The 19,210-nt window shown below is 69.5% G+C and carries 17 protein-coding genes and 3 pseudogenes; 6 read left to right on the top strand and 14 right to left on the bottom strand.

Annotated elements, in window-relative coordinates; translation table 11 throughout:
- Nucleotides 1-111: 111 nt before the first annotated feature.
- Nucleotides 112-831 (top strand): alcohol dehydrogenase catalytic domain-containing protein, encoded by a 720-nt coding sequence (locus ACGFT1_RS07390; protein WP_373908064.1) that lies wholly within the window; start codon nt 112-114, stop codon nt 829-831.
- Between the two features lie 189 nt (nt 832-1,020).
- Here the strand turns inward: ACGFT1_RS07390 and ACGFT1_RS07385 are convergent.
- From ACGFT1_RS07385 to ACGFT1_RS07375, 3 genes and pseudogenes are all read right to left on the bottom strand, one after another.
- Nucleotides 1,021-1,368: pseudogene (locus ACGFT1_RS07385) on the bottom strand (transposase); the annotation flags it as partial.
- Between the two features lie 60 nt (nt 1,369-1,428).
- Nucleotides 1,429-1,707 carry a hypothetical protein gene (locus ACGFT1_RS07380; RefSeq protein ID WP_373908063.1) on the bottom strand — a complete coding sequence of 93 codons (279 nt, stop codon included), beginning with the start codon at nt 1,705-1,707 and terminating at the stop codon, nt 1,429-1,431.
- A 108-nt stretch (nt 1,708-1,815) separates the two neighbouring features.
- Entirely contained in the window at nt 1,816-2,796 is a 981-nt protein-coding gene (locus ACGFT1_RS07375) for an ArsR/SmtB family transcription factor (RefSeq protein ID WP_373908062.1), read from the bottom strand.
- Nucleotides 2,797-2,911: 115 nt separating this feature from the next.
- On the opposite strand from ACGFT1_RS07375, the gene ACGFT1_RS07370 reads away from it, so the two are divergent.
- A complete protein-coding gene (locus ACGFT1_RS07370) occupies nt 2,912-3,502 on the top strand; it encodes a ricin-type beta-trefoil lectin domain protein (protein ID WP_373908061.1) in 591 nt (196 codons plus the stop codon).
- A 64-nt stretch (nt 3,503-3,566) separates the two neighbouring features.
- Nucleotides 3,567-4,139 (top strand): RICIN domain-containing protein, encoded by a 573-nt coding sequence (locus ACGFT1_RS07365; protein WP_373908060.1) that lies wholly within the window; start codon nt 3,567-3,569, stop codon nt 4,137-4,139.
- Nucleotides 4,140-4,254: 115 nt separating this feature from the next.
- On the opposite strand, the pseudogene ACGFT1_RS07360 reads toward ACGFT1_RS07365, so the two are convergent.
- From ACGFT1_RS07360 to uppS, 5 genes and pseudogenes are all read right to left on the bottom strand, one after another.
- Nucleotides 4,255-4,395 (bottom strand): annotated as a pseudogene (locus ACGFT1_RS07360) (transposase); the annotation flags it as partial.
- Nucleotides 4,396-4,614: 219 nt separating this feature from the next.
- Nucleotides 4,615-5,238, bottom strand: a complete 624-nt coding sequence (locus ACGFT1_RS07355) for a LysE family translocator (RefSeq protein WP_373908059.1) — start codon at nt 5,236-5,238, stop codon at nt 4,615-4,617.
- A gap of 812 nt (nt 5,239-6,050) precedes the next feature.
- Complete coding sequence (locus ACGFT1_RS07350) at nt 6,051-6,626, bottom strand: ABATE domain-containing protein (RefSeq protein ID WP_373908058.1); 576 nt, start codon at nt 6,624-6,626, stop codon at nt 6,051-6,053.
- A gap of 401 nt (nt 6,627-7,027) precedes the next feature.
- Nucleotides 7,028-8,515: an oxygenase MpaB family protein gene (locus ACGFT1_RS07345; protein ID WP_373908057.1), complete on the bottom strand. Its 1,488-nt coding sequence runs from the start codon at nt 8,513-8,515 to the stop codon at nt 7,028-7,030.
- Nucleotides 8,512-9,339, bottom strand: a complete 828-nt coding sequence (gene uppS / locus ACGFT1_RS07340) for a polyprenyl diphosphate synthase (RefSeq protein WP_373908056.1) — start codon at nt 9,337-9,339, stop codon at nt 8,512-8,514. The genes ACGFT1_RS07345 and uppS overlap by 4 nt, the downstream gene beginning before the upstream one ends.
- A gap of 1,205 nt (nt 9,340-10,544) precedes the next feature.
- On the opposite strand from uppS, the gene ACGFT1_RS07335 reads away from it, so the two are divergent.
- Nucleotides 10,545-11,783 carry a PP2C family protein-serine/threonine phosphatase gene (locus ACGFT1_RS07335; protein WP_373908055.1) on the top strand — a complete coding sequence of 413 codons (1,239 nt, stop codon included), beginning with the start codon at nt 10,545-10,547 and terminating at the stop codon, nt 11,781-11,783.
- Between the two features lie 216 nt (nt 11,784-11,999).
- Here the strand turns inward: ACGFT1_RS07335 and ACGFT1_RS07330 are convergent, their stop codons facing one another.
- From ACGFT1_RS07330 to ACGFT1_RS07320, 3 genes are all read right to left on the bottom strand, one after another.
- A complete protein-coding gene (locus ACGFT1_RS07330) occupies nt 12,000-12,785 on the bottom strand; it encodes a hemolysin III family protein (RefSeq protein WP_373908054.1) in 786 nt (261 codons plus the stop codon).
- Between the two features lie 455 nt (nt 12,786-13,240).
- Nucleotides 13,241-13,444: a cold-shock protein gene (locus ACGFT1_RS07325; protein ID WP_053751759.1), complete on the bottom strand. Its 204-nt coding sequence runs from the start codon at nt 13,442-13,444 to the stop codon at nt 13,241-13,243.
- A gap of 243 nt (nt 13,445-13,687) precedes the next feature.
- Nucleotides 13,688-14,044: a MerR family transcriptional regulator gene (locus ACGFT1_RS07320; protein WP_373908053.1), complete on the bottom strand. Its 357-nt coding sequence runs from the start codon at nt 14,042-14,044 to the stop codon at nt 13,688-13,690.
- 907 nt (nt 14,045-14,951) lie between these two features.
- On the opposite strand from ACGFT1_RS07320, the gene ACGFT1_RS07315 reads away from it, so the two are divergent.
- A complete protein-coding gene (locus ACGFT1_RS07315) occupies nt 14,952-15,344 on the top strand; it encodes an ATP-binding protein (protein ID WP_373908052.1) in 393 nt (130 codons plus the stop codon).
- 62 nt (nt 15,345-15,406) lie between these two features.
- Nucleotides 15,407-15,729 (top strand): annotated as a pseudogene (locus tag ACGFT1_RS07310) (hypothetical protein).
- Between the two features lie 103 nt (nt 15,730-15,832).
- On the opposite strand, the gene ACGFT1_RS07305 reads toward ACGFT1_RS07310, so the two are convergent.
- The 3 genes from ACGFT1_RS07305 to ACGFT1_RS07295 all read right to left on the bottom strand — a co-directional run bounded on the left by ACGFT1_RS07305 (nt 15,833) and on the right by ACGFT1_RS07295 (nt 18,520).
- A complete protein-coding gene (locus ACGFT1_RS07305) occupies nt 15,833-16,147 on the bottom strand; it encodes an SCO5918 family protein (RefSeq protein ID WP_373908051.1) in 315 nt (104 codons plus the stop codon).
- A gap of 334 nt (nt 16,148-16,481) precedes the next feature.
- The gene (locus tag ACGFT1_RS07300; protein ID WP_373908050.1) at nt 16,482-17,975 is read right to left on the bottom strand and encodes a DEAD/DEAH box helicase; all 1,494 of its coding nucleotides are present in this window, start codon (nt 17,973-17,975) and stop codon (nt 16,482-16,484) included.
- A 341-nt stretch (nt 17,976-18,316) separates the two neighbouring features.
- Nucleotides 18,317-18,520, bottom strand: coding sequence for a cold-shock protein (locus tag ACGFT1_RS07295; protein ID WP_030730357.1), 204 nt, complete (start codon nt 18,518-18,520; stop codon nt 18,317-18,319).
- Between the last annotated feature and the right edge of the window lie 690 nt (nt 18,521-19,210).

The raw sequence follows: 19,210 nt of genomic DNA, 5'->3' as shown, positions 1-19,210 counted from the left end.
GCACGCCCGAGCCGCAGCCGGAGAAACAACCCGAACCATCTCGTACTGGTCGACGGCCGGACGAGCGCAGACCCCGCCCCCTCAAGGACGGAACACAGAACGGAGACGACGATGAGGGCCTTCATGGTCGAGAAGTACGGCGACCGAGCCGGGATGCGCGCCGCCGAGCTCCCCGACCCGCAGGTAGGCGCCGACGACGTCCTGGTCAAGATCCACGCGGCGGGCGTCAACCCGCTGGACCTCAGGATCCGCAGCGGAGACTTCAAGGCGTTCATGCCCTACCGTCTCCCGCTCGTTCTGGGCAACGACCTCGCCGGGACGGTGGTCCGCGTCGGCCCGTCCGTCACCCGCTTCGCGGTGGGCGACGAGGTCTACTCCCGGCCCGACAACGACCGCATCGGTACCTTCGCCGAACTCATCGCCGTCCACCAGGACGACCTGGCACCCAAACCCGCCACCCTCACCATGACCGAGGCCGCCTCCCTCCCCCTGGTCGCCCTGACCGCATGGCAGGCACTGGTCGAGCGGGCACGCGTGCAGCCGGGCCAGAAGGTCGACAAAGCCATTTCGCTCTCGTCGTTCCGCGGCCAGTTGAAGGCGATCCATCGCTGGGGCCTTCAGGCGCCGGCCGATCTGTCCCTCATCCGTCAACCGGTCCTGGTGGCCAACGGCGAGAGCGACCGGATGGTCCCGAGTGTCAACTCCATCGACCTGGCGGCCCGGCTGCCCCAGGGCGAACTCGAACCCCTCTACCCCGACGCCGGACACGGTGGGATCTTCCAGTACCACGACAGATTCGTCCCGCGGGCGCTTGAATTCCTGGAACCGTAGCCAGCCGCCGGGCAGGTCCAGGCCCCTGTCCCGCGCTCAGCAGGACCGGCAGCAGCAGATCCGTCCTCGCGCACCCCACCATGAACAGCGGCCTTGTTCGCGTAGATCACCTTGATGCGAACTTGTGGGAAGGAAGATGCCAGTACCTCGAGGATGTGCAGGAAGCGGCGCGTAGAACTCGTAAGACGATCACTGCGTCTGTCGGTTGAGGCGTCGCCAGCAGATGAGGCCGCAGGCGAGTGAGACGAAGGCGTTGTGGAGGTCGAGGCGTCGTTCCCATCTGACGGCGAGGCGCTTGAACTGGTGGAGTTGGGCGAAGGTCTGCTCAACGACGTAGCGGAGCTTTCCGAGGCCGATGATGTCGCGCTCGCCACGGTGGGAGATGACCGGCAGGATCCGGCGCTTGCGTAGCTCTCGGCGGTTGGGGTTGCTGTCGTAGCCCTTGTCTCCGAGGAGCGCGTCCGGGCGCTTGCGGGGGTGGCCGACGTGGCCGGTGACCGGTGGGATGCCGTCGACCAAGGCGAGGGTCTGGGTGACGTCGTTGACGTCGGGCCGCGGTGGTGATCACGTGGAACGGGATACCGCTGCCGTCGCTGATCAGGTGGTGCTTGCTACCGGTCTTGCGCCGGTCGACCGGCGATGGGCCGGTCGCCTCGCCCCCTTTTTCGCGCGTACGTGGGAGGCGTCCACGCAGGCCCGGGTCCAGTCGATCAGGCCGGCGGCGTTCAACTCCGCCAGGAGTACGCGGTGCAGGGCCTCGAACACCCCGGCCTCCTGCCAGCGGCCGAGCCGCCGCCAGCAGGTCTGGCGAGAGCCGAAGCCCAGCTCCAGCGGCAGCTGCATCTCCAGGATCATCCAGGACTTCGACGGGGCCATGACCCCCGTCGACTGGACCTCGTAGCAGCCGTCCCGACAGGTACCCCCTCCCTCGCCCGGGTGCGGCCCGCCCCCGCCCCTCCCGGGCGAGGGGCGCGGCTGGTACGCCTATACCGCTCCCCCGAGCCGCTGGTAGAGCACGTGCCGGGACCGTCGGGCACGGGTGACGAGCCCGGCCCGGTGGAGGATCTGCAGGTGGTAGGAGACGGTGGCCGGACTCAGGTAGAGCCGCTGGGCGATCTCCGTCGTGGAACGCGGTTGGCTCAGCTCGGCCAGGAGCTTTCGCCGCATCGCCCCGATCAGCGGGTGGTCCTGGGCGGGCGGAAGACAGTCGACCTGCGCGGCGGGATAGACGATGAGCGGAGTGCGCGGCGCCGGCGTCCCGGGCGATTCCCCGGCGCAGAAGAGGGCCCAGTCGACGAAGACGCTCGGCGTGAGGATCACCGCTTCCGCGTCCAGCGTCAGCCGGTGGATGCTGTCCGTGCGGAGGTGGACGAGCAGTTCGCCGTCGCGCCATTCCAGGTTCGGGGCCAGCCGGTTGAGGGCCTCGGCGAGCCCGTACTGGGCGATCTCGGAGGCCCGGGCGGTGACGTCGGCTTCCAGTCGGGCCCGGATGGCCGGCCACGAGGGCTTCAGCGCCGCGTGCCAGAACCGCGCCATCTCGTCGGCGAGGCGGCGCGCGAAGTGGTCCTCCCCCCGGTCGAGGGCTTGCAAGAGCTGCCGCGGCGCCGGGTGGCCGGAACCGAGGTCCCAGGAGTGGCCGTTGACGGCCCCGGCCAGCTCGTAGCGGATCCGTTCCCGCGGGGTCGTCGCGATCTGGTGCAGCGCGGTGTCGATGTCGGTCAGGAAGGCCGGGGGTTCCGGCCGCAGGAAGTCCGGGGCGTAACCGAGGGGGCCTCCCCCGCCGACCACGGCCAGCAGCCCGAGCCGGTGCCGGGTCAGCGCGTCCGTGGCCCTGGTCGGCCAGGGCGGGGTCAGGGTGCCTGGGCTGAAGCCGACGACGCGGAGCAGGTCCTTGGCCGAGCCCACCGGTGAAACCGCGAACCTCACGCCCCCCAGCCCCCGGGCGCCCAGGCGGATCCGGATCACACGCGTTCCCCCTTCGCCAGTCCCTTCGAAAGAAATCGAATCATTCGACCGGTCAATCGGCGTGGCTTTTCCTGGATTCACCGCACAGACCGGCCCCGAAAGGAATCCAGAACCCGTGATCGTTCACAAGAAGCTGGCCGCCGTCGCGACCGCCGTGGCAGCCCTCACCGTCGGTGCCACAGGCGCGACATCCGCCCAGGCCGCGGAGCCCGCCGCCCACCACGTGGCCTGGGAGCAGGGCCAGGCGCCCGGCGCCCGGGCGGGCTCCCTCACCGCGGGCATCTACGTCCGGATCTACAGCCTGTACCGGGCGACCCCGGGCCAGTGCCTGGACGCCGACGCCACCGCCGGCGGCAACGGCACCAAGATCCAGGTGTGGGGGTGCAACGGCACCACCCAGCAAGAGTGGCTGCTGTCCACCGACGGCAGCCTGCGAAGCGTGCGGTTCCCGGGCATGTGCCTGGACGCCGACACCAACGGCGGCGGCGCCAACGGCACCCGGGTGCAGCTGTGGCAGTGCAACGGCACCACCCAGCAGCAGTGGTACCACCCCTCCGGGGACCTGGCCATCTACAACGTCCGCTTCAACAACGGCAACAACACCGTGCTGGACCGCGACACCAACGTCCCCGGCAACGGCGCCCAGGCCCAGCTGTGGGGCAAGAACTTCCAGTCCCAGCAGTGGTGGGACATCCGGACCGCGTGACGCCTCCGACGCCGTCGGCGCTGGCGCCCGGTGAACAGCACGTCTCGACACGGAGGGAACACGCATGAACGCAGCGGCACGTGCCCGGAGGAAGCTCAGCGCGGGGGCCGTGGGGCTCGCCGCCGCGATCGCGTTCGCGGCGGGGGTGACGCCGGCCTCGGCATCGGCATCGGCACCGACCGCGATCGCGTCCTCCTCGCTCAAGGACGGGGAGATCGTGGAGCTCTGGAACTACCACAGCCAGCACTGCCTGTCCGTCGGCGCCGGGAGCACGGCGGGCGGCGCCGGGATCATCCAGTGGTCCTGTTACGGCGGCGCCGAGCAGTACTGGGGCCTCTACCCCATGCCGAACTCCGGCGGCGGCTACGAGGTCGTGAACAAGAACAGCGGCAAGTGCCTGGCTGATCCGGCGAGTTCGCCGAACGCCGGCGTCCAGCTGATCCAGTACGGCTGCGACAAGGGGGCGGAGCAGACCTGGTACTTCGACCGGAACCCGGACACGGGCTTCGCCCAGATGCGGAACCGGGCGAGCGGCCTGTGCGCCGCGGTCGGCGCCTCGAGCACGACGCCGGGCGCCCCGGTCGTCCAGTGGCCCTGCTACGGCGGCGCCGAGCAGCGGTGGACGACCTCCGCCTGACCGCCGACCGGACGGCCACAGGCGGTCGTTGACCGACGTCTCGCGGCTTCTTCCCCACGAAGCCGCGAGACGACCCGCCCGGGCCGCGCCCCTCGCCCTCCCCGGGCGAGGGGCCGACCCCGGCCTCCTGCCAGCGGCCGAGCCGCCGCCAGCAGGTCTGGCCAGAGCCGAAGCCCAGCTCCAGCGGCAGCTGCTGCCAGGTCATGCCGGTGTACAGCACGAACAGGATCCCCTGCAGGCACAGCCGGTCGTCCACCGGACGAGTGTCGGCATCGAGGACGACCTGTTGATCGGCGGATCACCGAAGGTACTGAACGGACGTGTCCAGGACGGCTCAGACGCTGTGATCACACCAGCCGCACGGGCGGCAGGATTACGTGCCGTCAGTCCGACCGTCAGTCGTAGAGCTCGAAGACATGTCCGCGCGGCCATTGACCGGCGCCGCGCGACCATTGACGGACGCCACTGAAAACGGTTACGCCAGTAGGATCTCGGCGAAGATCGTCACCGCCAGCACAACATACACCGCGCACGCGATGTAGTTGAGCACAGCCGTCGCTTTCGTCGAGTCGACGAGGCGGGCGTGAAAAAATCCCGACAACACCCCGATGGATCCATAAAGAATCACTTCCATCAGAATGTCAATCGCACCAAGAATTGCCATCTGCAATCCTGGATTTTTCGCACTTCCGATGAACTGCGGGAGCACTGCGAGGAAAAACAGAATGATCTTCGGATTCGTCAGGCTGACAAACATGCCCCGCAGATACCATCGACCTGTCGTGATGCCGCCGTGCCCACTGATCGCACGACGCGCATGTCGCATTGTCACGTATGCCAACCACAGCAGATACGCTGCACCTAAAATTCTGACCGCGTCAAGTATTAATGGGTGCGATTGGGCGATCTTTCCTATACCGGCAACGACGGCGGCGGCGTAGACACTCATGCCGGTCGCGATGCCGAGGATGGCCTTCAGTGCGGCCCGGCGACCGCCTTCGAGACCCACCGCGAGCATGTAAGCCATATCCGGCCCGGGCGGCCCGAGGAAAAGCAGGATCACTGCGATGTAGCCCGGCAGTACCGTCACATCGACCACCGTCAATAACCTCCGGCCCTGGCGTGGCGTGCGAGAGATCTGCGGTGCTGGTAGCGATCACTCCGCACCGGGTTGCCGCAGCCGGTGGTCGGGCACCCGATGCTGACCTTGGAGGGTGTCATGAGATCTCCGAGTCGACGTAGAACCACGTAAGGCGGTTCTACCATGTCCGCGCTTCGGTGAGCAACCGGCCAAGCTGGTTCCACACCCGTCTGGCATTTCCCCGAGCTCCGCATTGGCAACGTGCTGGCGGCCAGTTTCAGGTCGGCTCCGACAGAGTGTTGCGGCAGGGCGCTGGAGCGCATTTCTGCGCCATCAGCAGCTGCGCCGTGCGGGCCATCAGGCCTACTCGCCAACGGGATTGAGGGCGGTCGCCCTGTCCGTCCTGCGGTAGGGGGCGACAGTGGTGGCGGTGGCCGTGCACACGAGCTCGGGCGCATCGAGGACATCGGCGGCACTCTCGCCGGCTCCTGTGCGGGCGCTGAGGACTTCGCATGCCTGGAGCTCGACCACCCGGCGCAGCCTGGTCTGTCGTACCAGCCGCCCGTGTGCCTCGATGTAATCGCCTGGCTTCGCGGGTGCGGCGAAGCGGACGCCCTTTTGAACGGCGTGCGGTTGCGAGACTACGGGGAGTGCCGCCACGAAGTCACAAGGACCAGCGATCGCGAACCCGAGGTGTAGGCGGCCACCGTGTCGCGGGCCGCTCCGGCAAGCAGTGCCGCCAACCCGGCGCCGACGTGGACAGCATCGACCCCACCGAAGACGATCGTGCTGTCATCGCCGTAGAAGTCACGGCGCACAAGGGATGTCGGTCAGCCGGCAAGGCTTGCGTTTTTGCGCTTGTTGGCGAGGAAGCGCGCCTTTTTCTCACGATTGCCACACGTATTCATGTCGCACCATCTGCGGGTGCAGCCTCGGCTCGTGTCGAAGAAAGCGGCTCGACACGTGGGTGACGCGCACAAGGAAATCTTTCCTTCTCGTTCTCCCGCAAGGAGGCTGATCGCATCGGCGGCGATCACGCTGAGCGCATCTTCTACAGAGGCAGAACGCAGCCGCCACTCGCGCCTGCCGTCGGCCGTCAGGATCGCCGAGGCCAGGCCGTGAGCACTGCAGTCATTGATGACCTGGACGGCTGAAGGGGGAAGCGGATTCTGGTTCGCGACGGCGGTAGCGGCTGCGTGAATGCATTCCCGTAGTTCTCGAGCGCGGTCGAGCTGGGACTGGGTGCAGGAGTCGACCGCGAGCCCATTGACTGCCAACCAGTCCACAAGCCGGGATGGCACAGGAATGCGCTCCAGTGCCTCGCCGCAACGCTCCGACAGGGTCGCCGTGAAGCTGGTCGCTAGCACCTTGCCCAGACGGAACTCGGGGAAATACACGACAGCCATCGAACCAACTTAGCCGGTTTCTTCTCGCGGCGCAAGGATGACAGAGCTTCCCCGCGCGGAGCGCCGGCTGCGGCAACCCCGCCGGGTCGGCGGAGTTCACCGTGCGGCGGGCGCCGGAGCACTGTGGTTCCCAGGAACCGCCGCCTGTGCAGGCCCGGTCGGCCGACGGGCCCCGGCACTCGCAGATCAGGATGATCCGGTGGGCGCGGGCCGCGGTGAGGTCGGGAGCGCGGCCGGGCAGTGGCGGCGGTATCCACCGCGGCTGAGGGGTTGGCGGAAGCGGCAACAGCGTCTCTGCCTCCAGGGCTGTGAGTTAGCTCGAGGCCCTGGGCCGGCTCAGGATGATGCGGGTGGCTCGGGCCACGGCGTCCTCATCGCCTCCTGCGCTGCATGAACGCTTGCTAACCGTCCGCAAGGAGGGGGGCGTACGGGGTGCTCGTGCGGCGGGCGGACATGAAGGAGAGGAAGTCGTTCACGAAGGCGCTGCGGCCGTAGGCTCCGTCGGTGGTGACGAGGTCGCGGTGGAAGGCGGTGCGGAAGAGGACGCGGTACTCGTCCGCGTCGATGATCCCGTTGCCGTCCGTGTCGGTGGCGTCGAAGAGCACCTCGGCGACGCGGATGAGCGCGGGTCCGGCGAGGGAGGGGACGGCGGCGGCGTACTCATCGGCACTGACGCGGCCGTCGCCGTCCGTGTCGAGAGCGGCCTGGAGTTCGCGCCACCAGGCGGCGAAGGCGTCGTAGAGCCGGGTTTCCTCGGGTTCGTCCAGGTCGAGGCGGGTGGAGAGTTCGCGGGCCATGGCGGCGAGGTCCGGCCAGTCGAGGTGGCCGTCACCGGTCTGGTCCAGCACCTGGCGGAAGAACTCCTCCGCCGAGCGCCGGCCCTCCTCCGGGCGCGTCGCGGACGCCGGGTCCGGATCGGGTCCGCCGCTCAGCGGGGTGAGGAGGCGGAGCAGGGCCGAGGCCCGCTTCATTCTGCCGCGCAGAGCGGCCACGGTCCGGGCGCGGGGGTCGTCGCTCCCGGGCGAGAGCGAGAGGAGTTCGATGACGCTCTCGGCGTCGAGCCAGCCCTCGGGCAGGAAGCGGGCCAGTCCGGCGGCGAGGTAGGCACCCTGCATGAGGGTCCGGGTGCCGGGCATCTCCGGTAGGCCGGCCCGGCGACGGTACGGCTCGGGGAGCGAGGCGACGGTGATGGCGCCGAGGAGCGGTCCGGCGACGGCCCGGCCTGCCGCCCACAGCGTCGGCGCGCCGTCGAGGAGAGCCGGGGCGGGCAGGTGGTCGAAGAGCCGGTAGAGGATGACGCGGGCCGCCTCGGTGTTCTCCAACTCGTTCTCGACGACCCGGTCGAAGTACTGCCAGAAGTCGTGCAGTTCCCGGGGCAGTTCCCCGGCGTCCCCGTCGAGGGCGGCGAGAAACGCGCGGTACTCGGCGTACATGCGCTCCATCGTGTCCTGGTCGAGCGGCTGGCCGCTGAGCCGGCACATGGTGACGGCGCTCTCGAACAGGGTGGCGACCACCCAGGCGCGGGTCGCGCGGTCCATGGCGTCATAGGCCCGGCCGCGGGCGTCGGAGCCGCTCATGCGGGCGTGCAGCCGGTTGAGCCGGGCGGCCTCCCGTTCGCGTACCGCGGGGTCGGCGCCGAACATGCGTCGCATGCTGAGGAAGGTGTTGCGGAGCCGGCGCCAGGGGTGGGCGACGAAGGTGGAGTTGTCGGCGAGGGCGGCTCCGATCTGTGGATGGGCCGCCTCCAGCACGGTCGCGCGGATCATGGCGAGCGCCCAGCGCGGGTCGTCGAAGAACGCGTGAAACTGTGAGTCCGGACTGAACAGGGAAGATCCGTCATCCGGTGGCGTGGTGTCCATGCGGGGCACGCCGGTCGTGTCCGTCGTCATCGTGAGTCTCCGTTCGTCCGGGTCGGTAGGCCGCCGAAGCGGCGGTCGCGGCTCCGGTAGGTGTGCAGGCAGGCGAGGAAGTCGGGGGCGCGGAAGTCCGGCCAGAGCACCTCGGGGAAGGTCCACTCGGCGTAAGCGACCTTCCAGAGCATGAAGTTGGAGATGCGCTGCTCGCCGGAGGTGCGGATGACCAGGTCCACATCCGGGGTGTCGGGGAACGGCAGGTGCTCGGCGAAGGACCGTTCCGTCACCTCGTCCGCGGTGATCCCGTTGCGGATCAGTGACCGGGCGGCCTCCACGATGTCCCGGCGCCCGCCGTGGTCGAAGGCCACGGTCAGCGTCATCCCCCGGTTCTCGCCGGTCAGCGTCGCCAGGTCCTCGAAGTCCCGTGCGAGTCCGAGGGGGACGCGCGCGTCGGTCACCCCGAGGAAGCGGCATCGGATGCCGCGGGCGAGCAGCAGCGGCGCGTGTTTGCGCACGACCCGGCGGACCAGGCGCATCAGGTAGTCGACCTCATCACTGGGCCGGTTCCAGTTCTCGGTGGAGAAGGCGTACAGGCTGAGCCACTCGACGCCGGCGGCCCGGGCCGCCTCGATGATGTCGATGACGGTGGCCTCGGCCGCCCGGTGGCCCGCCGTGCGCGGGAGTGAACGCCGCTCTGCCCAGCGGCCGTTGCCGTCCATCACACACGCCACGTGCCGGGGCACCGCACGTGCCGCCGCCCCGTCGCTCTGCCGTTGGCCGCCCGGCCCGTCGCTCCGCCACTCCCGGCCCGGTGGGCTCTCCGCCACCGTGCGTCCGCCCGCCATGCGGTGGTCCGCCATGCCCGGCCCCACCCCACCTGGAGCGGCATGGCCGTTCGTGCCGTGTCCGTTCAACGCCCACCCCGCCTCACCCGCGCCCCCGCCGACGCGTTCCCTGCCGGAATACTGGCAGCGTGGAGGGGCCCCTGAGAGGCCGATACGGGGCGCCGTCACCCTTCACTCGTATGTCCGAGTGCGCGCAGGTGCCGGGTAGCGTCCCGCCGGTGACCACCGGCTGCGAGGCCGATCGGGGAACGCATCCGCCGCCAGCCCGTCTTCCGCGACGCCCTCCTCGTGCAGGAGCCCCAGGCGCTCGTCGTGGGTGCACCACCGGGATCCCATCGCCCTCACGCAACCGACAGGCCGTTCGAGGGCGAGGCGCAGCAGGGGGATGCCGATCTTGGCGTCGTGGGCGAGGACGCATACGATCGTGCGTTCGTCCACGCTGGTGCGTTCCAGGTGGCGGTGGGGCCGGCCGGCCACCACCGGTCGCCCGGCTGCCGGTGAGCTGGGCTGAGGATGCGGGCCTGCGTCGTGCACACCGGATCCGGCACCGTTCGGTCCACGATGAGTCTGTCGGCGGGGTCCGCCCGGCCGGGCGGGCTTGAGCAAGTGCTTCACGGCGAACCGGGTACTCGCCACGATATGACCGCACGAGGAACGGCTTCACCATTGAACTCGCAGGTCAGGGCGCTGCACAACTGGTTCGAGAATGGCCTCGCACTCCACATGCGACGTCATCAGGAACACGTCGTAAGGATCGGGGTCGCGAAAATCCGCTGTTCCACGGGTGGTTCCCCACCTTGGAGACGGTCTCCAAGGTGTTCGGAGCACCGTACGAGCGTCACGGCCACGCCGGGCGAGGGTGTGCAGGGGTGTGCAGGACCTCGCCCACCTGTACGCCGCCCGCACGCGCGGCCGGACCACCGTGCACGACCGAGGCGACCACGTTCGCCGACGGGGTCACACCCCACCACCTGATCGACCGGATCCAGCAAGCAGCCAACGAGGGGAACGAGCGGTGGGGCGACAGGAATATTTCTCAGTGCCTCTGTGGTGCAATAACATTCGCCCGGCACCGGGCTGGCGCTGCCCCCTCGGGCACCCGGGACGGAACCCTGAGCACCAACGAGCGGCGAGGAACCATCGTGACCGTACGCGGGCCTGACGGGGACGGTAGGCCGACCGCTCGCCCTCCGGAGAAGGGGGATGTCCAAGGCCGGGCGATGACCTTGGCGGAGACGCTGGCGGCGGCGGAGAGCGCGGCGCCCGTGGAGTCGCTCGACGTGGTCGCGCGCATGCTCAGGGAGCATCTCGGGGCGGCGTCGGTGTCGTTCCTCATCACCGACTTCACCGGTGGTTCGGTGGTACGGCTGGGGACGGCGGGCAGCGTCGACACCGATGAACCCGCCCGGCGCATCACGCTGCGGGGCACCCTGTACGACGACGTCATCCGCACCCAGCGACCGAGCGTGGAGGACCATGGCGACGGCGCGCTGGTTCGGATCGTCGCCCCGGTGACCAATCGCGGGGACGCCATCGGTCTCCTCGAACTGTTCCTGCCTGCGGCGCCGGACGCGGAGGTGATGCGGGAGATCGGCGAGACCGCGCACGCCCTGGCGTACATCGTCATCGCCAACCGGTCCTTCACCGATGTATATCAGTGGGGCCGCCGCACCACCCCCCTGAGCCTGGCCGCGGAGATCCAGCACCGGCTGCTCCCGGCGTCGCTGGCCTGTGAGGCGGCACAGTTCGCGGTCGCCGGGGCGCTGGAGCCGGCCGACCACGTCGGGGGCGACACCTTCGACTACGCGGTCGACCGCGACACGGTCCAGCTCTCCGTCACCGACGCCATGGGGCACGACGTCGACGCCGCGCTGCTGGCCACCCTTGCGGTGGGCGCCCTGCGCCGGGCCCGGCGGGCCGGCGCCGACCTCGCCGAACAGGCCCGCCAGGCCGACCAGGCCATGCGCGAGCACGGCCGCCAGAGCTACGTCACCGGGCAGCTCCTGCGCATCAGCCTGCTCGACGGCAAGACCGAGTTCGTCAACGCCGGGCACCCCTGGCCGCTGCGCATGCGGGACGGACAGGTGCGGGAGATCACTCCGCAGGTCGACACGCCGTTCGGCTTCCCCGCCCCTCACACCTACCGGGTCCAGTCGCTGGACCTGCGTCCGGGCGACCGGCTGGTGATGCTGACCGACGGCATGCTGGAGCGCAACTCCAACCGCCTCGACCTGTCCGACCTGATCATGCGCACCCGCGCGCTGCATCCCCGCGAGGCGGCCCGCACCCTCATCGCGGCGGTCGTCGACGCCAACGACGGTCACCTGCAGGACGACGCGACCGTCATGTGCCTGGACTGGCACGGCGTCGGTCACTCCCAGCGGGACGCCGACACCGGCGCCGACCTCGCCGACGCCTCCGCACCGTCGCGGAAGGGGCGGAGCATTCCTGGCCAATGACTCGGGGATCCGGGACTCGGGGATCCGGCACTCGGGGACGCGGGGATCCGGGACTCGGGGACTGGGGACTGGGAGGCGGTATCCCGCCTCGGCGGGCCTCGGGCGGACGGGACGGGGTGATCTGCCGGGCGATTCCTCGGCCACCGCCCGGCCCGTTCGCGGACCGGCACGCGGCCACACCTGTGACTGGCTGCCCAGGCCCGGACACTGCCGCGGTCAGTAGGCGGCCAGGGAGATGGCGAAGTAATGCGCGGCGAAGGCTGCCACGGTCAGCGCGTGGAAGACCTCGTGGTAGCCGAACCAGCGGGGTGAGGGATCGGGCCGCCGCAGGGCGTAGACGACCGCGCCCGCGCTGTAGAGGAGACCGCCGACGACGATCAGGACGACTACGGCTGCTCCGCCGCTGTGCAGGAAGTCGGGCAGGTAGCGCACCGGCGCCCAGCCCAGGGCCAGGTAACACGGGGTGTACAGCCACCGCGGAGCTCCGACCCACAGGACCCGGAACGCGATGCCGGCCGACGCGCCCGCCCACACGATCCACAGCAGCATGGAGCGTGGTGCCGTCGGGAGGAGGAGCACGGCCAGGGGGGTGCAGGTACCGGCGATGATCAGGAAGATGTTGGCGTGGTCGAGTCGTCGTAGAAGAGCCTCGCCCAGTGGTCCCCAGGTGCCTCGGTGGTAGATGGCGCTCGTTGCGAACAGCAGCCAGGCGGTGACCGAGTACACGGCGCAGGCCAGGGCTGCCTGCGGAGTACGGGCCAGGCAGATCAGTACGACGCCCGCGATCAGTGCTGCGGGGACCATTCCGGCGTGGAGCCAGCCACGCAATCTCGGCTTGATCGGTTGGGCCAGGTCGGCCGCCCGCTCCACCAGGGCGGCAACCGGGTGACCCTTCTCCCCTGCATGGCCGCCTTGTGATCCGCCGGGTAGCCCGTCTTCACCGCACCCACCACACGCTGAGGCGGCGTGACCGTCTTCGACTTCAGCGGCGTCGCGGGACACAGCTTCTCGTCCTCCCTCGGGCGGCTGGGCATCACCGGCAGCAATGCGCCCATGCTAGAAGGTCTCACTGCGGCAGCATCTCGGGAGGTTGGTCCAGAACCGGCACGCCGACCGCAGTTCGGACGATCCCGCTCGGCGAAAAGCCTGCGAAGAGCCTTCCCTGGAGCCTGGACGAGCGTCTGGCCGTCTACTGCTCAAATCTGCGCGAACCGCGGCGCAGGGCGTGCGGCACCCGAACCGGACGACGCTCGAAGCGACTGAGGTCGGGAAGTCCGGGCCGCGGTCGCACCCGCCTCCGCCTCAACAGATCGGGGCCGCGCAGCAATGGCTGCGCGGCCCCTGCAAACTGTGCACGCCCGGCACGAGAGCAGGCACTTCACCCGGGTGGGCGGCATAGCCCGCTCGGGCGGCGCTCACCGGACGCAGTGTGCGCCCCCTGGGGCAGGGCTGCGACGTCAGGCCGGGGTGATGTTCTCGGCCTGCGGGCCCTTCTGGCCCTGGGTGACGTCGAACGTCACGATCTGGCCCTCCTGGAGCTCACGGAAGCCCGAGGAGTTGATCGCGGAGTAGTGGGCGAAGACGTCCGGGCCGCCGCCGTCCTGGGCGATGAAGCCGAACCCCTTCTCCGCGTTGAACCACTTCACAGTTCCCGTTGCCATGTCTTATGCCTTCCGGTCGATGAACGCCTTCCACTCCATGTGGAAGGCGGAGGTGATCGCCCTGGTCCCTGCGGCACAGCACAGCAAAACGCCCACACCAAAGGCACGGGCAGGAGGGAATTCCGAACCACGACAGCTGACACAGAACGCTACACGCCCACACGCCACGTCACCATAGGAAAGATCAGACCGCCCGGCATACCGCGCGCGCGGTGTCCGCCGACGCGGACGGGGCCGCCCGTCTCATGCTGCTGCGGTCGGGTTCGCCGATTCGGTGGCGCGGCGGTGTTCGGCGTTGAGGCGGTGTTCGGCGTTGAGGCGCCGCGCTTCCTCGAGCTGGTCTTCGAGGATGACGATGCGGCAGGCGGCCTCGATGGGGGTGCCGTGGTCGACGAGTTCCCGGGCGCGGGCGGCGATGCGCAGTTGGTAGCGGGAGTAGCGGCGGTGGCCGCCCGCGGAGCGGAGCGGGGTGATGAGGCGGGCTTCGCCGATGGCGCGGAGGAAGCCCTGGGTGGTGCCGAGCATCTCGGCCGCCCGGCCCATGGTGTAGGCGGGGTAGTCGTCGTCATCGAGACGGCCGAACGAGTCGTCTGCTGTCATCGCACCTCTCTGCGGGACAAGTTGAGGGGCCCCGGTGCCGTATCGCACCAGGGCCCCGAAGGAACTGCTACACCATCTGCCGGCCCTGCTACTGCGCCGGCCTTCTGTTTCCGCGAACCCGACCTGGACGCTGTCGGGGGCGCGGGGATCGCGGTTGCTCGACCGGAGACCACCTCACTATCGATGTCCTGCGGTACCCGGGGCCAAGACTTCCTCCCGGGCGATCCTGACGGTGCGGGGCTCCTCCGTTCTTCCCTCTTGACCAACTACTCACTGACGGGAACTGCGTACTACTGGTACTGCGAACTGCTGGTGGCCTCGAACAGCGCCACTCTCCGGCAGCCGGCCCGTCGCCCGTCCTGCGTCTGCCCTGGCTTCGAACCCCACTGCCGAACATCCCGGCACGCGCGTCCGCAGCCCGACGCCTTTACCGAGAACTACTGACCACTGCACTGCTGGTACTGCGAACCGCACTTACGGAACCACTGATGCACCACTCACGGCGGCCCCTGATCACCGCGGGCCACCCGGTCCGGTCGTCAGTCCCGTCACCGTCCTGCAACTGCTCTGGCTTCGGAACTCCACCACCGCACCGTCCTGCGAACTGCGACTGCGTGTACTGCTGCCCGGCAGTTCATCTCTGCCGGGCCTCGCTCGATCTCGGCTACGACAGAAACCATAACCACACCACTGCCCAATGTCTACTCTGGCGGACATAGATTTTCGTGCGCTCGAAGAGGAGGTAGTCAGCCTGGACCGGTTCATGACGCCGGTGACACTGCTCCTCGTCCCGCAACCCCTCGGGCAAACCCTGTGGCCCTGCCGGGTTGGCGGGTGGAGGGCGGGGCACTGGGGCTGGGTAGGCGAAGGCCGGGCATGGACGATCCAGAGAACCAGGGTGACCCTGATGAACACGATGACCGTCGACGCCACAACCGTCCGTTGCCCAACAGCCATTGCCGACGCGCGCGATACGGCACGGGCCTTCCTCCAGGGTTTGCGGCAGCCGGCCGTGGCCCCTGATGCCGCGGACACTGTGGTCCTGGTCGTGTCGGAGCTCGTCACCAACGCCCTGCGGCACGGCGGAGGCCGCTGCACACTGGATCTGACGGCCCGCCCCGACAGCATCGAGGTGGCCGTTCACGACCCCAGCCGGCATGCGCCGCGCATGCGCACCCCCGACCTGAACGGCGGCACCGCGGGCTTCGGCTGGCCCATGGTCAACCGCCTCGCCCGCGCCACCGCGGTCACCCGCCGGGCTTCCGGCGGCAAGACCGTGAGCGCCTGCCTTGCCCGGTAACGCCACCGCTCGAGCAACCGCAGGCCAGCGAATACGTCCGCGTCACGTCGAAGCCTGACGAGCTGCTCGTTGACGCCGCCGCCCTGGTGGAGTCGGTCGGAGCGACCGGATGTCCGTGTCCGTGGTCACCTGTCGACTGGCTTTCGAAGCAGCGTGAGGGCAGAGGGTGCCGGATGTGCCGACGGATTCCGCCCGCTCGCGAGAGTTCGCCGCCGTCTTCGACACCCCCGCGAGGAAGGACGGGCCGCCCACCCGTCTGCACTTCCGTGTCGCCCGGTCGTGCGGGGCACGGTGGGGATCCCTGAGGCGGGCGGAGATGTGCCGGGTCGCGATCGAGGACGTCAGCGCCTGGGCTGTGGGCGGCTTCCCTCACTCCGACCTCTGAGCATCCACGGCGACGGGGAACGCCGCACGCAGTGTGGGCCCGACCGGCACGCCGGTCGGGCCCACACTGCCGTTCAGGTGCCGGCTCGTGCTCTTTTGCTCGGTCAGACCGTGACGGGTGTGCCGAGCATCGCGGAAGCTCGCTGGAGCGACCCGACGGTGTCCACGGGCGCGGGCACGGCTTCGGGGGGAGTACGGCAGGTGAAGCCGAGCTGTGTCATGGCTCGGAGGACCTCGGCGGCGCTGAAGTCACGGCGGTCCTGGCGGGTGATGACCTGGCCGACTTGCTTGACGGGGTAGTGGCGGCGGCCGATGATCACGGATTCGCCGGTGACCGGTTCGGGCTTGACGCCCTTCATCGATTCCAGCACGCCGCCCTTGGTGAGCTCGAAGGGGAAGCGGGCGATGACGCAGCGCATGCGGCCTCACAGGGAGAAGGGGAGAACGGTCCGACGGAGTTGAGGCGTTTCAGCGGAAGAGGCGAGGGTGCCCGCAGCGCTGCCTTGCCCGCCGACCACCGGTAGGGCACCGGGCCGACGGGTGCGCTTCACGTGCTCGGCTTCGGCCATCGTGGTCACGGGTGGGGCGGACGAACCGGGGTCGTCAAGGACGTCGCGCGGGTGGACGCGGTCCCTTGCAGCCGGCACTGGCGCCGACCTGTGCACGGGGTTGGCGTCCGTGGGACGGGGCGGCGCCTGAACCAGCGTCAAAAGGCGCCTTCAGAGGCGCCAGGGCCTCCTGATCACGAAGGTTCTAGACCGCCGCACCGATGGCGGACTGGCGTACGGGCGCACGCCGGGTCGCCGAAGAGGGGCGGCGTCGGCCGCGTGAGGAGGCACTGCGCGTGGGGCGCTCGACCACCGGTGCGGTGATGACCACCGGGATGCCGGACGGGGCCTGGGCACCGGTGATCCGGCTCAGGGCCTCGTCACCCGAGTGGACCTGGGTGGTCTGCGGCCGGATCCCGGCAGCCGACATGAGACGGACCATGCCGCGGCGCTGCTGCGGTGTGACGAGCGTGACGACGCTGCCGGACTCGCCGGCTCGGGCGGTGCGGCCGCCGCGGTGGAGGTAGTCCTTGTGGTCGGTCGGCGGATCGACATTGACGACGAGGTCGAGGTTGTCGACGTGGATGCCGCGGGCGGCGACGTTGGTCGCCACCAGCACGCTGACGTGCCCGGTCTTGAACTGCGCCAGTGTGCGGGTGCGCTGCGGCTGCGACTTGCCGCCGTGCAGCGCGGCGGCCCGTACCCCGCTGTCGAGCAGGTCCTGGGTCAGCCGGTCGACGGCGTGCTTGGTGTCCAGAAACATGATCACGCGGCCGTCGCGGGCGGCGATCTCCGTCGTGGCGGCGTGCTTGTCGGCGCCGTGGACGTGCAGCACGTGGTGCTCCATCGTCGTCACCGCACCGGCCGACGGGTCGACCGAGTGCACGACCGGGTCGGTCAGGTAGCGGCGCACCAGCAGGTCGACGTTGCGGTCCAGGGTGGCGGAGAAAAGCATCCGCTGCCCTTCGGGGCGTACCTGGTCGAGCAGGGCGGTGACCTGGGGCATGAATCCCATGTCGGTCATCTGGTCGGCCTCGTCCAGGACGGTGATGGCGACCTGGTTCAGCCGGCAGTCGCCGCGGTCGATGAGGTCCTTGAGCCGGCCCGGGGTCGCGACGACGATCTCGGCTCCGCCGCGCAGCGCGCCGGCCTGCTTGCCGATGGACATCCCGCCGACGACGGTGGCCAGCCGCAGCCTGACCGAGCGGGCGTACGGAGTCAGCGCGTCGGTCACCTGCTGCGCGAGCTCACGCGTCGGTACGAGGATCAGCCCCAGCGGCTGGCGGGACTCCGCACGCCGTCCGGCCGTGCGGGCGAGCAGGGCGAGGCCGAAGGCGAGGGTCTTGCCGGAACCGGTGCGCCCGCGGCCCAGGACGTCACGGCCCGCCAGGGAGTTGGGCAGCGTCGCGCCCTGGATCGGGAACGGCGCGGTCACACCCTGCTTGCCGAGTTCGGCCAGCAGCGGCTCGGGCATGTCGAGATCGGCGAACGCCTCGACGGCGGGCAGCGCGGGGGTGATCGTCCTGGGCAGCGCGAACTCGCCCTGCACTGCGTCGGACCGGCGGCCGTAACCACCGGAACGAGCGGGGCCGCCCGAACGGCGCGGTGCCTGCGAGCCGAAGCGGCTGCCGCCCTTTCCGGCGTCGGCACTGCCATTGCGAGCGCGGGCGGGGCGGTCGTTCGTGTATGTGCGGTTCATGCGGAACCTTCCTCGATGTGGCACATATCAAGGAATTCCCGCACCGATGAGCAGCATGAAGAATTACGAGTATGAACCGGTGGCAAAAGACAGCAGATCCGGCTGGCGGAAATCTCCGGGAGCACAGACGCTGAAATGAGTGACGCGATGGGGATGTGGGATCCGGGCGTCGGCTGCGGTGCGGCTCCCCAGGATGCTCTGCATGCCGGGGGGCATTCGCGCGTGGTGGGGCTGCGGATTCCTCCGCGTCGTCCCGCAGGTGAAACCGCTGCGGGAGCTGCGTGCAGCTGGGGCCCGCACCCCGAAGGATGCGGGCCCCAGCTGCAGCTTGTGCGTGAGCGTCAGGCCGGAACGATGTTCTCGGCCGTCGGGCCCTTCTGGCCCTGCGCGATGTCGAAGCTGACCTTCTGGCCTTCGAGCAGCTCACGGAAGCCCTGCGCGGAGATGTTCGAGTAGTGGGCGAACACGTCCGCGCCGCCACCGTCCTGCTCGATGAAGCCGAAGCCCTTTTCCGCGTTGAACCACTTCACGGTACCAGTAGCCATGTCATATCTCCTTTGGGGCAGTACACCGGAATCCGCACCTTACGGACACCGTGTCGCCGCGATGATTACCCCGCCCGGAGCATGACCGGAAATACAAAAGTGCTCCCAACCGGCAGAACCGGGAGGGGGCACTTGAAGTTTCGGGAACCACAACTGCAACTGAGATGAACAGTAGCACGCGGGAGCGGTCTGTGCACGTTACATAACTCCGCTCTGCCCATTGCGGCAAAAAGCCTTACTGCGGGATCTGCCGAACTCTCATCTCGCGGGAACAGATATCTGAGAAAGAGCGGTGTCGTCAGGTGTGACCGGGGCCGCCAGTACGTAATCACCTGCGCGGCTGTCCGCGAGATCGGCTGCAGAAGGCGCCCCCGGCAGCTCGTCCCGGCGTGCCGGCACCGGATCACGGCTCCCGCCACCGACCGTCTGCGGGAGCGGCGGGTCGCCACATCGGGCGGTCCCACGGGCGCAGCCGCCATCCGGCGGCCGGCGGGCCGCCGGTCGATGCCGGCAGGGCCGTCACGGCACGCTCGACCGGGCTGACCCCGTACAGGGGACGGCCCTGAGCTGGTTGATCGCTTGAGTGCGGGGCGGCGGCGGTCGCTCTGGCCGGTTCACGTCGAACACTCCCCTGCCCCGGGCCGGCATGTGGCGGGACGTGGCCGCCCCGAGGACGGCAGGCCGCCGCGG

Origin of the sequence: Streptomyces sp. Y20 (genome assembly GCF_043195475.1) — a bacterium.
Lineage (GTDB): Bacteria > Actinomycetota > Actinomycetes > Streptomycetales > Streptomycetaceae > Streptomyces.
This window is presented reverse-complemented; position numbering and strand designations above follow the sequence as displayed.